16 protein-coding genes are annotated in these 13,551 nt (G+C 38.2%); 11 read left to right on the plus strand and 5 right to left on the minus strand.

Going from position 1 to position 13,551, the window contains the following annotated elements; translation table 11 throughout:
* Positions 1-91 precede the first annotated feature (91 nt).
* From crp to coaBC, 5 genes are read right to left on the minus strand one after another with little or no spacing between them, the layout of a single operon-like run.
* A complete protein-coding gene (gene crp, locus A9501_RS00195; protein ID WP_065264457.1) occupies positions 92-769 on the minus strand; it encodes a cAMP-activated global transcriptional regulator CRP in 678 nt (225 codons plus the stop codon).
* The gene (locus A9501_RS00200; protein ID WP_005631427.1) at positions 754-1,005 is read right to left on the minus strand and encodes a YheU family protein; all 252 of its coding nucleotides are present in this window, start codon (positions 1,003-1,005) and stop codon (positions 754-756) included. The genes crp and A9501_RS00200 overlap by 16 nt, the downstream gene beginning before the upstream one ends.
* A 21-nt stretch (positions 1,006-1,026) precedes the next feature.
* The gene (gene slmA, locus A9501_RS00205) at positions 1,027-1,683 is read right to left on the minus strand and encodes a nucleoid occlusion factor SlmA (RefSeq protein WP_065264458.1); all 657 of its coding nucleotides are present in this window, start codon (positions 1,681-1,683) and stop codon (positions 1,027-1,029) included.
* Positions 1,684-1,686: 3 nt separating this feature from the next.
* On the minus strand, positions 1,687-2,142 hold the full coding sequence (gene dut, locus A9501_RS00210; protein ID WP_048954243.1) for a dUTP diphosphatase: 456 nt from the start codon (positions 2,140-2,142) through the stop codon (positions 1,687-1,689).
* A gap of 47 nt (positions 2,143-2,189) precedes the next feature.
* Entirely contained in the window at positions 2,190-3,392 is a 1,203-nt protein-coding gene (gene coaBC, locus A9501_RS00215; protein WP_065264459.1) for a bifunctional phosphopantothenoylcysteine decarboxylase/phosphopantothenate--cysteine ligase CoaBC, read from the minus strand.
* A 163-nt stretch (positions 3,393-3,555) separates the two neighbouring features.
* On the opposite strand from coaBC, the gene radC reads away from it, so the two are divergent.
* From radC to nrfF, 11 genes are all read left to right on the plus strand, one after another.
* Positions 3,556-4,221: a RadC family protein gene (gene radC, locus A9501_RS00220; RefSeq protein WP_065264460.1), complete on the plus strand. Its 666-nt coding sequence runs from the start codon at positions 3,556-3,558 to the stop codon at positions 4,219-4,221.
* Positions 4,222-4,434: 213 nt separating this feature from the next.
* Complete coding sequence (gene rpmB, locus A9501_RS00225; RefSeq protein WP_005599762.1) at positions 4,435-4,671, plus strand: 50S ribosomal protein L28; 237 nt, start codon at positions 4,435-4,437, stop codon at positions 4,669-4,671.
* 11 nt (positions 4,672-4,682) lie between these two features.
* On the plus strand, positions 4,683-4,853 hold the full coding sequence (rpmG, locus tag A9501_RS00230) for a 50S ribosomal protein L33 (protein ID WP_005613503.1): 171 nt from the start codon (positions 4,683-4,685) through the stop codon (positions 4,851-4,853).
* A 71-nt stretch (positions 4,854-4,924) separates the two neighbouring features.
* Complete coding sequence (mutM, locus tag A9501_RS00235; RefSeq protein WP_065264461.1) at positions 4,925-5,737, plus strand: DNA-formamidopyrimidine glycosylase; 813 nt, start codon at positions 4,925-4,927, stop codon at positions 5,735-5,737.
* Between the two features lie 248 nt (positions 5,738-5,985).
* Positions 5,986-7,509, plus strand: a complete 1,524-nt coding sequence (gene nrfA, locus A9501_RS00240) for an ammonia-forming nitrite reductase cytochrome c552 subunit (RefSeq protein ID WP_046949890.1) — start codon at positions 5,986-5,988, stop codon at positions 7,507-7,509.
* A 72-nt stretch (positions 7,510-7,581) separates the two neighbouring features.
* On the plus strand, positions 7,582-8,232 hold the full coding sequence (gene nrfB, locus A9501_RS00245) for a cytochrome c nitrite reductase pentaheme subunit (RefSeq protein ID WP_005634454.1): 651 nt from the start codon (positions 7,582-7,584) through the stop codon (positions 8,230-8,232).
* Complete coding sequence (nrfC, locus tag A9501_RS00250; RefSeq protein WP_046939769.1) at positions 8,229-8,906, plus strand: cytochrome c nitrite reductase Fe-S protein; 678 nt, start codon at positions 8,229-8,231, stop codon at positions 8,904-8,906. The genes nrfB and nrfC overlap by 4 nt, the downstream gene beginning before the upstream one ends.
* Positions 8,903-9,868 (plus strand): cytochrome c nitrite reductase subunit NrfD, encoded by a 966-nt coding sequence (nrfD, locus tag A9501_RS00255; RefSeq protein ID WP_048954236.1) that lies wholly within the window; start codon positions 8,903-8,905, stop codon positions 9,866-9,868. The genes nrfC and nrfD overlap by 4 nt, the downstream gene beginning before the upstream one ends.
* Before the next feature lie 97 nt (positions 9,869-9,965).
* The gene (nrfE, locus tag A9501_RS00260) at positions 9,966-11,873 is read left to right on the plus strand and encodes a heme lyase NrfEFG subunit NrfE (protein WP_065264462.1); all 1,908 of its coding nucleotides are present in this window, start codon (positions 9,966-9,968) and stop codon (positions 11,871-11,873) included.
* A complete protein-coding gene (locus tag A9501_RS00265) occupies positions 11,873-12,403 on the plus strand; it encodes a DsbE family thiol:disulfide interchange protein (RefSeq protein ID WP_065264463.1) in 531 nt (176 codons plus the stop codon). Before nrfE ends, A9501_RS00265 begins: the two co-directional genes overlap by 1 nt.
* Positions 12,400-13,548: a heme lyase NrfEFG subunit NrfF gene (gene nrfF, locus A9501_RS00270; RefSeq protein ID WP_065264464.1), complete on the plus strand. Its 1,149-nt coding sequence runs from the start codon at positions 12,400-12,402 to the stop codon at positions 13,546-13,548. The genes A9501_RS00265 and nrfF overlap by 4 nt, the downstream gene beginning before the upstream one ends.
* Positions 13,549-13,551: the final 3 nt, after the last annotated feature.

Consider the following 13,551-nt stretch of genomic DNA (forward strand, 5'->3'; position numbering starts at 1 on the left):
AATTAATGTTTTGAATATTATTTCTAATTAAACAAAAACCATCCAAATTGATTTTGGATGGTTTCATTATTGAATAATTTATGATGAAAAATTATCTTGAGCCATATACAACAATGGTTTTTCCATGGGCATGAATAAGATTTTGATCCTCTAACATCTTAATAATACGTCCTACAGTTTCTCGTGAACAACCAACCATTTGCCCTATTTCTTGACGTGTAATTTTGATTTGCATCCCATCAGGATGTGTCATTGCTTCAGGCTGTTTAGCTAAGTTCATTAGCGTTTGAGCAATACGGCCTGCTACATCTAAGAATGCTAAATTACTGACTTGGCGTGAAGTATTTTGTAAACGTCTTGCCAATTGTGCGGTTAAAAACATTAAGATTTCAGGGTTGGCTTGAATTAATTGACGATATTTTTTATAGGAAATTTCAGCAATTTCACATGTTGTTTTTGTTTTAACCCATGCTGAACGTTTTGAGCCTTCATCAAATAGCCCTGCTTCTCCAAAGAATTGTCCAGCTCCTAGATAAGTTAGGATCATTTCTTTTCCTTCATCATCTTTTGCAGAGACCATTACAGTACCTTTAATCACATAATAAAGTGTAGTTGCATCCTCTCCCGCATGAATTAGCGTAGATTTTGCTGGATATTTGTGTAAGTGGCAATGCGTAAGAAACCAGTCTAAAATAGGATCTCGAGTCGTTGATTCTTCTTCCTGTGGTGGAACTGATGCTTCATCAATTTCGGTTAATTCATTTGACATTCGTGCTCCTTACATTCCTGTTTCAAAAATTCCGTTTTATTTTTGATGTCAATGGATTCATGCAATTCAGACCATACAATCACCGCAATTCCATTGCGAATTTGAGTCAGTAAAAGTTGTTTTTTTTGGTTGAGTGAAAGTTCTTCTATACCGTAATCGGTTCCTTCGCGTAAAATTACGCTTTCTACGATATTATCTAATGTTTCTGCTTCCAGTTCTTGCCAAGGAATAATCATATATTTACTCGGTAAAGTCAATTAGGCAAAAAGTGGCTCGATAAAACGCCATTGTTGTTCGAAAGACTGGCTTGCATTCAGACGGAAATTAGTACGAACATAGCGCATAAATTGTCCTTCACATAGTGTTACTAAATGTGAAGCAATTACGCGTTCATCCACATTAAAGCCACGTCCTTCACGCAATTTTCGCATTTGTAAAATATTGACAAACTGCATTTCAAGACGATTAAAAAATTGTGCGACTCGAACTTGTAATTGCGCATCTTCAAACATTAATGCATGACCCGTTAGAATTCGAGTTAAGCCAGGGTTTTTACGGGCAAAATCTAAGATCGTTTGTAAAATATCATGAATGCGATTCATTGTTTGGGTTTCGTTACGCATAGAAGTGGTAATACGGCTTAATAGGGTATTTTCGATATGCTCGATTAAGGCTTCAAACATTTTTGTTTTGCTTGGAAAGTAACGATATAACGCAGCTTCAGATACCCCAACTTCTTTTGCTAGACGAGCCGTTGTCATACGCTCCATGCCACGTTCGGAATGAAGCATATGTATCAACACAGTAAGCACTTGTTGACGACGTTCTTTTACCGTTCTTTTTTCAATTTTTGGTGTTTCAATTTTAGGCGCAATCTCTTCCACGCCCGATAAAGATAATTGTTCTTCTACCATAAATTATTGTTTACCTGAATGACCGAAACCACCTTCACCACGTTCGGTTTGTTGAAAATCTTCTACAATATTAAATTCGGCTTGTACTACTGGCACGAAAACAAGTTGAGCAATGCGATCGCCGACCTCAATTTTGAATGGCTCATTTCCACGGTTCCACATTGATACCATTAATGCTCCTTGATAATCGGAGTCAATTAATCCCACAAGGTTTCCTAGCACAATGCCATGTTTATGGCCAAGACCCGAGCGAGGCAAAATCACTGCCGCTAAATTTGGATCTGCAATATAAATTGAAAGGCCCGTCGGAATTAATTTGGTTTCACCTGGTTGAATTTCAAAGCTTTCATCGATCAACGCACGTAAATCAAGACCTGCCGAACCTTCAGTTGCGTAAGTTGGCAGAGGAAATTCATTTCCAATGCGAGAATCTAAAATTTTTACGTCAATTTTTTTCATGTCATACTCCGTTTGAAATTCATTTTTAGGTAAAAGTGCGGTTGGAATTATAAGGTTTTTTGATAGCGTTCAATGATTACATTAACTAAATCAGCTGCAAGTTCCACTTTTGATTTTAGCGATAATTTTTTATGACCATTTTTCCAGAAAAGCTGTAAGGCATTTTCATCTGCGTTAAAAACTTGTCCGCCAGATACATCGTTGGCACAAATCATATCAAGATTTTTGCGTTCAAGTTTATCTTTTGCATAATCATCAACATTTTGGGTTTCAGCCGCAAATCCAACAGTAAAAGGTCGATGTGTTTTTAAATGTCCTACATCTGAGATAATATCGGGATTTTTAATTAACTTGATAGATATTTCATCGCTAGATTTTTTAATTTTTTGGTCAGCAACTTCGACTACTCTGTAATCAGCAACAGCCGCACAGCCAATAAAAATTTGATTTTTCGCTGCACTTTCAAGAGAGGCTTGCCACATATCTTGTGCTGAGATGACATTAATTCGATTTACATTTTTTGGTGTTGTTAAATTCACTGGCCCTGAAATTAGTGTGACGTTCGCCCCACGTTTGGCAAATGCTTCAGCAATCGCAAATCCCATTTTCCCTGAACTATGGTTAGAAATATAACGAACGGGATCGATTGCCTCACGCGTTGGGCCTGCTGTAATGGCGACATTTAATCCTTGTAGATCTTGTTTTTGAGAGAAAAAGTCAGAAAGTGCGGTAAAAATTTCCTCTGGTTCTGACATACGTCCTTTCCCCATATCGCCGCAAGCCTGAAAACCACTATTCGGGCCAATAAGCTCAATTCCACGCGTTCGAAGAGTAGTTAAATTTTGTTGCGTAATGGATTGGCGATACATCTGCTGATTCATTGCTGGGGCAAGAAAAATTGGCGCATTAGTCGCAAGACAAATTGTTGAAAGTAAATCATTCGCCATGCCGACAGTAAGACGGGCAATAAAGTCTGCACTAGCTGGCGCAATAATAATGGTATCAGCCCATTTAGCAAATTCAATATGACCCATTGCCAGCTCTGCTTGTGGATCAAGTAAAGATTGTGCGACAGCATTGCCTGAAATGGCTTGAAGCGTTAAAGGCGTAACAAATTCTGCCGCAGCTGGGGTTAATACTACACGTACCTCAGCTTCTGCTTTGCGTAATAAACGAATCAACTCTATTGTTTTATAGGCAGCAATTCCGCCAGTTATGCCAACTACAATATGCTTTCCGTTTAATTTCATGTCTCAACCTTTGTTAGTACTTAGCCACAATTCGGTTATTTTACTTTAATTTTATTGAATGCCCAATGCTATTTTTGCGATACATATCGCAGACTTTGTATAAGTTAGTCGTAAAACAAGAAAAGAGCGGTCAAAATTTTTTCTATTTTGCGTTTAATATTTTATGGAAAATAATGATGATTTAATGCCACGGGAAAAATTGCTTAAATTTGGTGTAGAAACGCTCGCTGATTATGAATTGCTGGCGATCTTTTTACGAACTGGCATAAAAGACTGTCCAGTCATTCAGCTTTCGAAAAATGTCTTATCGCATTTTGGTTCCTTGCATGCGTTACTTTCTGCAGATGAAAAAGCCTTCTGCTCAGTGAAAGGCTTAGGCATTACGCAATTTATTCAGCTGCAAGCGATTACGGAAATGACCAAGCGTTACTTAAAGCAAGAGATGTTAAGTACGCCGATTATTAATGATCCTGAAACGGTAAAACTTTTTTTACTCACTGAATTGCAACACGAAGAAAGAGAAGTGTTTATGGTTTTATTTTTGGATAATCAACATCGTCTGATTAAAAAAGAGCGGTTATTTTTAGGTACAATTAATGTATCAGCGGTTTATCCTCGGGAAATAATTAAAGAGGCACTTTATTGTAATGCGGCTGCTTTAATTTTGGCGCATAATCATCCTTCGGGTATAACGGAGCCGAGTTATTCGGATCAGCTTATTACTAAAAAAATTCAGGAGTCTGCAGAACTAATGGAAATCAGAGTGCTTGATCACTTAATTGTCGGAAAAACAGATTGCTATTCTTTTGCAGAGAACTTTTTATTATAAATTTTTATAATGTTGACCATTTTTTTACCGATTACATCTAGGAAAATCGCATTTACACTTGAGAAATGAAAACAAAGCCAGTATAATTTGCGACCTTTAATATAGTAAGCGGGTCGGATTAGCGCGACCTGACGAGGTAGCAAGCTGGTTTTAACTGGCTTTAAACAATCCGAACCGTAAGCTCGAGCTTATATTTAATTATTGGAGATTATTATGTCTAGAGTTTGTCAAGTAACAGGCAAGCGTCCAGCTGTGGGTAATAACCGCTCACACGCGTTGAATGCGACACGTCGTCGTTTTCTTCCAAACCTTCACACTCACCGTTTCTGGGTTGAAAGTGAAAACCGTTTCGTAACCTTACGTTTAACTGCGAAAGGTATGCGTATTATTGATAAAAAAGGCATTGATGCAGTATTAGCTGAAATCCGTGCTCGTGGCGAAAAAATCTAAGGAGCTAAAAAATGGCAGCTAAAGGCGCTCGTGAGAAAATCCGTTTAGTTTCTACTGCAGAGACCGGTCACTTCTACACAACTGATAAAAACAAACGTAATATGCCTGAAAAAATGGAAATCAAAAAATTTGATCCAGTAGTGCGTAAACACGTTATCTATAAAGAAGCAAAAATCAAATAATTTTGCTTATTTAGAAAAAGCCCGACATTGTTCGGGTTTTTTTGTATCACAAATTCATTAAGGAATAAATCATGCCGGAACTTCCCGAAGTCGAAACCGCACTACGCGGTATTAGCCCTTATCTTAAGAATTTTACGATTGAGAAAGTTGTCGTGCGCCAGCCCAAATTGCGCTGGGCAGTATCAGAGGAATTGATAACCCTTAAACATGTAAAAATTGTCGATCTCACTCGTCGAGCAAAATATTTAATTATCCACACAGAAAAAGGTTATATCATCGGGCATTTGGGCATGTCAGGTTCGGTGAGAATTGTGCCACAGGATAGCGCAATAGATAAACATGACCATATTGATATTGTAATGAACAATGGCAAATTATTACGTTATAACGATCCTCGTCGTTTCGGGGCATGGTTGTGGACGGAGAATTTAGATGACTTTCATCTTTTCTTAAAGCTAGGGCCTGAACCGCTTTCTGATGAATTTAATGCCGAATATTTATTCAAAAAATCTCGTCAAAAATCAACCGCACTTAAAACCTTCTTAATGGATAACGCTGTGGTTGTGGGGGTTGGAAATATTTATGCGAATGAAAGTTTGTTTATTTGTGGTATTCATCCACTTAAACTCGCTAAAAATCTGACCCGCAATCAATGTATTTCCCTAGTAAATACGATTAAAGATGTTTTGAGAAAAGCTATTATTCAAGGTGGAACGACACTTAAAGATTTCTTACAGCCAGATGGGCGCCCTGGTTATTTCGCACAAGAATTATTGGTATATGGTAATAAAGATAAACCTTGTCCGAAGTGCGGTACAAAAATTGACAGTTTAGTAATTGGACAACGAAATAGCTTTTTTTGTTCTAGATGTCAGAAAAAATAATAGGTATAACCTCTCAAAATTTAACAAAAAAGAGTTAACTCTTATTGGGTTTATACCTATATTTCGGTATTTTGAAAAATAAGTTTGATCGATCTCAAGTTTTTCTACAGAGACAGTAGAAAAACTTTTTTATTTTGTTATTTTACGCTCGAATGAATCTATATCCACATGTTTTATGTGGTATTAAGAATAATTCTCAACTTTCTATTTAACCTAACTTTTTTATTACAACAAATGGAGTGATTATCGTGAACGCATTCAAAAAAAGCCTCATTGTGGCAGCGTCTTTCGCGAGTTTAAGCTTATTTAACTCAGCGGTAGCTGATATGGTTTATAAGCCATTAGAACAACCTGTTGAACCAGTAAAACCAGATTTGAAAATTGAATCTGTAAATGAAAAATTTGCTGAAAAATATCCTAGCCAATTCAATTCGTGGAAAGCGACTGAAAAAGGCGACAAAATCATCTATGCAGATGAACAAGACCCTCGTTTAATCGTGTTATGGGGCGGTTATTCTTTCGCGAAAGAATATAATGCACCTCGTGGTCACGTTTATGCAGTAACTGATGTTCGTAACATTCTAAGAACAGGTGCACCAAAAACAGCAAATGATGGTCCACAACCAATGGCATGTTGGACATGTAAAGGCCCTGATGTTCCACGTTTAATTGCGGAATGGGGTGAAAAAGATTATTTCAATACGAAATGGGCAAAAGGTGGTCCAGAAATCGTGAACTCAATCGGCTGTGCTGACTGTCACGATACGACCTCTAAAGATTTTGCTGAAGGCAAACCAGCATTACGTATTGCTCGTCCACACGTATTACGCGCCCTTGACGCTTTAGAAAAAGCAACTGCTGAAAAAGATAAAGCAGAAGGTCGCCCACACAATAATTTAAGTTTCAACACTGCAGCTCGTACTGAAAAACGCGCTGAAATCTGTGCAAACTGTCACGTTGAATACTACTTCGCAGGCGATATCAAACAAGTAACCTTCCCTTGGAATAAAGGTCAAACCGTTGATGATATCGAAAAATACTACGATGAAATCGGCTTCAGCGACTGGACTCATAGCCTTTCTAAAGCACCAATGTTAAAAGCTCAACACCCTGACTTTGAAATTTGGTCTTTAGGTATGCACGGTAAAAATGGGGTAACTTGTGTAGACTGTCACATGCCAAAAGTACAAGGTAAAGACGGTAAAGTTTATACTGATCACCAAATCCAAAATCCATTCGATGCATTTGACCGCACTTGTGCAAACTGTCACGATCAAAGCAAAGAAAAATTACGCGATATCGTCACTTCACGTAAAAAAGAAGTGAAAGATGTAATGGGTCGTTTAGAAGATCAACTTGTTCGTGCTCACTTTGAAGCGAAAGCGGCATGGGATGCAGGTGCAACTAAAGAAGAAATGGAACCTGTTTTAATGGATATCCGTCACGCTCAATGGCGTTGGGACTACACAGCAGCAAGCCACGGTGGTCACATGCACGCACCTGATGTAATGCTTCGCGTATTAGGTTCTGGTATAGACAAAGCAGCGGATGCACGCACTAAACTTGCAGCAATCTTAACTAAACATGGCGTGAAAACTCCAGTTGAAGTACCAGATATTTCTACAGCTGATAAAGCATGGAAAGTAATGGGTATTGATATCGAGAAAGAACGTAAAGCGAAAAAAGAATTCTTAGAAACTGTTGTACCTCAATGGGTAAAAGAAGCGAAAGGCAATGGCAAATTAGCTGAAGATACCGCAACAAAACAATAAAAAAAGAACCGCACTTTGTAACTAAAGTGTCGAAGTGCGGTCATTTTTAACCATATATTTGAGGTAATCAGAATGAATTTAACTTCTTTAATCAACAAATCTGCAAAAGCGTTAGCGTTAAGTGCGGCATTTGTAGCAGCGCCATTTTTGGCTCATGCTGATGATGCTCAAAAACCTGCGGATCATTTTACTTATGAACCGCAATTAGATAACCAACGCGATCCAAATCAATATTGTGCTAAATGCCATAAATTCGACAAAGTAGATAAAAACCAAACTGTAGATCAGTCTGGTGGCGAACTCCACTTTGGTAAATTCCATGGTGCACACTTAGATAAGAAAAATCCAAATAACGGTAAAGCAATTACTTGTGTAAGCTGCCACGGTAACGTTTCTGAAAATCACCGCCGTGGTGCTAAAGATGTTATGCGTTTTGAAGGGGATATTTTCGGTAATAAAAAACCGATGTATTCAGTTCAAGAACAAAACCAAGTTTGTTTTGCTTGTCACCAACCTGACAAACTTCGTGAAAAACTATGGGCGCATGATGTACACGCAATGAAATTGCCTTGTGCAAGTTGCCATACGCTTCACCCTAAAGAAGACGCAATGAAAGGTATTCAACCAAAACAACGCGTTAAACTTTGCGTAGATTGCCATGGTGAACAACAAAAACGTAAAGCTGAACAAGATAAACTAACTGAACAAAAGGATAAACAATGACAGCCTGCTCACGCCGAAACTTTGTTTCCGGCATGGGGGCAGTGATCCTTATGACGGGAACATCTTTACCTTCTTTTGCGAAAGAAGACAAGGCGGATAAACCTAAACGTTACGCAATGGTACACGATGAAAATTCGTGTATCGGCTGTACAGCCTGTATGGATGCATGTCGTGATGTAAACCAAGTGCCAGAAGGCGTTTCTCGCTTAGAGATTCTACGCAGTGAACCTTACGGTGAATTTCCAAATCAGGAATATGAGTTCTTCCGTCAATCTTGCCAACATTGTACAAATGCACCTTGCGTAGCAGTTTGTCCAACTGGTGCATCTTTTATTGATAAAGAGACTGGTATTGTAGATGTACATAAAGATTTATGTGTAGGCTGCCAATACTGTATAGCAGTCTGCCCATATCGTGTACGTTTTATTCATCCAGTACATCGTACCGCAGATAAATGTAACTTCTGCCGTGATACAAATTTAGCTAATGGTAAACAACCGGCTTGCGTGGAAGCTTGTCCAACCAAAGCATTAACTTTTGGGGATATGAATGATCCGATGAGTGCAGTTTCACGTAAAGTGAAAGAAAAACCGGTTTATCGCACTAAAGTGGAGTTAGGTACACAACCAAACTTGTACCACATTCCATTCCAACATGGGGAGCCTAGAAGATGACATTAGACTATCCAGTTCCATTTCATACGCCTAATCTAGTGTGGGATTCTACCATTGCGATCTACTTGTTCTTATTGGGGATCTCATCTGGTGCGGTGCAGTTGGCAATTGCTTATAAACGTAGTAATAAATTAATGAACCCAAGTCAAAATTGGATTATTCGATCTGGTGTGATTTTGGGATCTGTACCAACATTAATTGGTTTAACGCTATTAGTTTTCCACTTAGCAAGACCTTGGACATTCTGGAAATTGATGTTTAACTATCAATTTAACTCCGTAATGTCGATGGGGGTCATGCTATTCCAAATTTATATGTTGTTTTTAGTAATTTGGGGTGTGGTGATTTTCAAAAAAGAAATCGAAGTATTAATTAATCGCTTTATGCCAAAACTACAATTTGTGATAAAACTCATCGGTATTGTAGAACGTATTGTCAGTCCAGTCGAAGTTATTCTTTTCATATTGGCTGCAGTGCTTGGTGCATACACTGGTTTCTTGCTTTCTGCATTAATTAGCTATCCAATGTTGAATAATCCTGTATTACCTGCATTGTTCTTAGCCTCGGGTACATCATCTGGTATTGCTGCAACCTTCTTAATTATCTTGATTGCAGGAAAATTAAAAGGAGATTCTCATGAATCGCACTTCATCCACAAATTTGAAGTACCTATTATGGTGACAGAACTTGGTTTGCTTGTATGTTTCTTCGTTGGCTTACATTTTGGTGGTGGACAAAAAACAGTTGCATTACATAATGCATTATCTGGTTTTTGGGGAGCCGTGTTCTGGATTGGGGTATTCTTTATTGGTATCTTAATCCCATTAATTGCCAATATGTTTGTGAATGACCGCTTAAAATATAATCGTAACTTTATTATCTTAGTATCAATTTTTGACTTAATTGGGGTATTTTGTTTACGATTCTTCATATTGTATGCAGGGCAATTAACAGTCGCGTAAATTAAAATTGTATTTAGAGGAAAGGCGTAATAATATGCGCCTTTCTTTTTATTTGTCAGAAGACATCCTGACGTTAATTAACAAAGAATAATATTTTATGCTCCCAGAACTTGGATTTTACTTATTACTCCTCGCAACGACGGCTGCGCTTTTGCTCGTTATTGTTCCACAACTTGGTTTATTAAAAAAGAATACAACTCTTATTAATTCTGCGTGGCCACTATCATACATTTTTACTATAAGCACGACACTTTCCATCGGTTTCTTATCATATTCTTTTGCGGTGGATGATTTCACCCTTGAATATGTAGCGGCACATTCCAACTCTCAATTACCTACATTTTTTAAAGTGGCTGCCACTTGGGGCGGGCATGAAGGTTCAATGTTGTTTTGGTTATTTTCATTGAGTTTATGGCTTGCTGCCTTTGCTTTTTTTAATCGAGAAAATGACCGCACTTTTTCAGCTCAATCTTTATCTTTATTGGGATTGATTTGCTTTAGTTTTGCGGTGTTTATCTTATTTTATTCCAATCCGTTTGGACGCATTTTCCCAGCACCCGCAGAAGGTCGCGATCTCAATCCAATGTTGCAAGATGTGGGATTAATTTTCCATCCGCCTTTGTTATATGTTGGCTATGTGGGCTTTGCGGTGAATTTTGCAATGAGTTTAAGTGCGTTGATTTATAACCAATCTGCACGACAAATTGCACGTTCAATGCGTGGCTGGGTGTTGTTTTCTTGGTTATTTTTAACCATTGGCATTGTGCTCGGTGCGTGGTGGGCATATTACGAACTCGGCTGGGGCGGTTGGTGGTTCTGGGATCCTGTAGAAAATGCGTCTTTAATGCCTTGGTTGCTTGGTTTGGCGTTATTACACAGTTTAATGGCGACGGAAAAACAAGGCGTATTTAGTTATTGGACAACGCTTTTTTCTTTGCTTGCTTTTGCCTTTAGCGTATTAGGCACCTTTATTGTTCGTTCTGGCGCACTCACTTCTGTGCATGCTTTTGCATTGGATAACACGCGCGGTTATGTGTTGTTATTAATTTTCTTTGTTTTGACAGTGTTAGCCTTTGGTTTATTCGCCTTACGAGCGGGCAGTTCATCAGAAAGTGCGGTGAAATTTCAGTTCGTTTCTAAATCGGGTGGCATTTTATTGCTGAATATTTTGCTTACCATTGCGACGGTTTCTACCTTTTTAGGCACCTTTTACCCAATGTTATTCCAAGCGATGAATTGGGGATCAATTTCGGTGGGAAGTCCTTATTTTAATAGTATTTTCTTCCCAATTATTACGGTGATTTTAATCCTAATGGTGATTTCACTTACCATACGTTGGGTGCAATTTGATCGCACATTATTGATACGTTGCGTATGGTTGCTCATTCCGTCTTTAATTCTTGCTAGCTTGATGATTTGGCAGCAGCTACGAAATAATTCTGCATTAAATTTCCATGCTTTCGCCTTTGTGTTATTAACTCTTGCGATTTGGCTTTTGTTCGTCACTTTATGGCAAAATTGGCGACAAATTCGCTTGTCTCAATTTGGTATGATTTTAGCGCATTGTGGCGTGGCGATTGTGACTATCGGTGCGGTAATGAGTGGTTATTTTGGTAGCGAAATTGGTGTGCGTTTAGCACCGCAACAAAGTCAAACGTTAGGGCAATATGAATTTCACTATCGCCAATTCTCTAATGAAATTGGGCCAAACTTTACGGCAGAAGTCGCCTTTTTTGACGTAACTGAAAATGGCAAACCTTATGCGGAAATTATCCCAGAGCGCCGTTATTACGATGTGCGAACAATGACAATGAGTGAAGTGGGGCTTGATGGCGGTTTCTGGGGGGATTTATATATTGTGATGGGCGATTCTCTTGGCAAAGGGGAATTTACTTTCCGCTTACATTATAAACCACTGATTCGTTGGCTTTGGGTTGGCGGTATTTTAATGGCCTTTGGCGCACTTTGTAGCGTTTTCGGATTACGCAGAAAACAGGAAAAATAATGAACAAAAAACTTATCTTTTTTGCACCGCTCTTTGTGCTTTTAGGCGTGTGTGTATTATTAATTGCTGGATTAAATCAAGATCCGAAAAAAATTGCGTCGGCTTTAATTGATAAACCTGTTCCAGAGTTTTATCAGGATAATTTACATAAGCCATCACAAATCGTAAGCCCGAAAGATTTTCCTAAACAGCCATTTTTATTAAATGTGTGGGGCAGTTGGTGTGGTTATTGCAAGGAAGAACATCCTCTGTTAATTGAGATTGCAAAAACGTTCCCTATTGTGGGTGTAGATTATCGCGACAATCCTCAAAATGGCATTGAAATGCTTAAACGAATGGGCAATCCGTTCGTCTTAACCATTGATGATAGTCATGGGGAATTGGGATTAAAATTGGGCGTAGATGGTGCGCCAGAAACTTATCTTGTGGATGAAAATGGTATGATTCGTTATCGCCATTCAGGTTTACTGGATAAAGAAACTTGGCAAACGGTATTTTTGCCAAAAATTGAAGCATTGAAGAACAAATGAAAAGCATATTAGATATTTTTACTCGCGGTTTTATTCAGGTTCAAAAAACAGCCTTTTTTGCAACCGCACTTTTATTCGCATTTTCCTTATTCGTACAAGCGGAAATGGTGGATACCTATCAATTCCAAAATCAAGATGATCGTACTCGCGCCGTAGAATTGGCAAAATCTTTACGCTGCCCACAATGTCAAAACCAAAATTTGGTGGAATCTAATTCTCCAATTGCTTATGACTTGCGTCTTGAAGTGTACAAAATGGTGGATGAGGGCAAAAGCAATCAGCAAATTATCGATCAAATGACGGCTAGATTTGGTGATTTTGTGAATTACAAACCGCCATTCAAATGGAATACAGCGTTGTTATGGCTGTTGCCAGTCGCTCTTTTAATTTTAGCGGCCGCATTGCTTTATTTCTCAAATAGAAAAAAATCGGCTTTATCTTCAGTCGAGCAGGGAAGTGCATTGGAAAAAGAACAGCGATATTTTTCTGTTAATTCTGAGCCTTATTCAGATCCTAAGCAAAAGGAACAAAAGACTTATTTTTTCGGGAAAAGTAATCACAAACTTTCTTTTGTGATTTTCTTTTTATTAATTGCTATTCCAACCGCTTATTATTTTTCTCTTGATCGTTTTAGTCGTGTTCAACAAGGCGAGCAATCGATGATTGAGCAACATAATCAAAATGTTGAAATGAATGATGAACACAAAAATGAAAATGTGATTGAGAAGATCCAAAATAAACTGAGAACTGATCCGAATAATGCGGAAACTTGGCTTCAACTTGGGGAAGCCTATGTGCAGAATAATGAATTTGATAGTGCGCTTGTGGCTTATTCTAATGCAGAAAAAATATCAGGAAGTAAACCTAATATTTTAGGCTTGGCTGCCACTGCACTTTATTATCAAGCAGGTCAGCAAGTGACTCCAAAAGTAGAACAACTTTTGAATGAAGCGTTGACAAAAGATAAAAATGAAGTATCTAGCCTTTCTTTGTTGGCGACAATTGCCTTAGAAAATCGTCAATATCAGCAAGCCAGTGCCTATTTACAACAATTATTAGATTCTGGTAATGCGGCAGTGGATCGTCGTTCTGTTATTCAACGAATGAAGATGTTAGATTTTTTACAACGTGGTGAAAAAGGGTAAAAT

Origin of the sequence: Haemophilus sp. CCUG 66565, assembly GCF_001679495.1 — a bacterium.
GTDB classification, from domain to species: domain Bacteria; phylum Pseudomonadota; class Gammaproteobacteria; order Enterobacterales; family Pasteurellaceae; genus Haemophilus; species Haemophilus haemolyticus_K.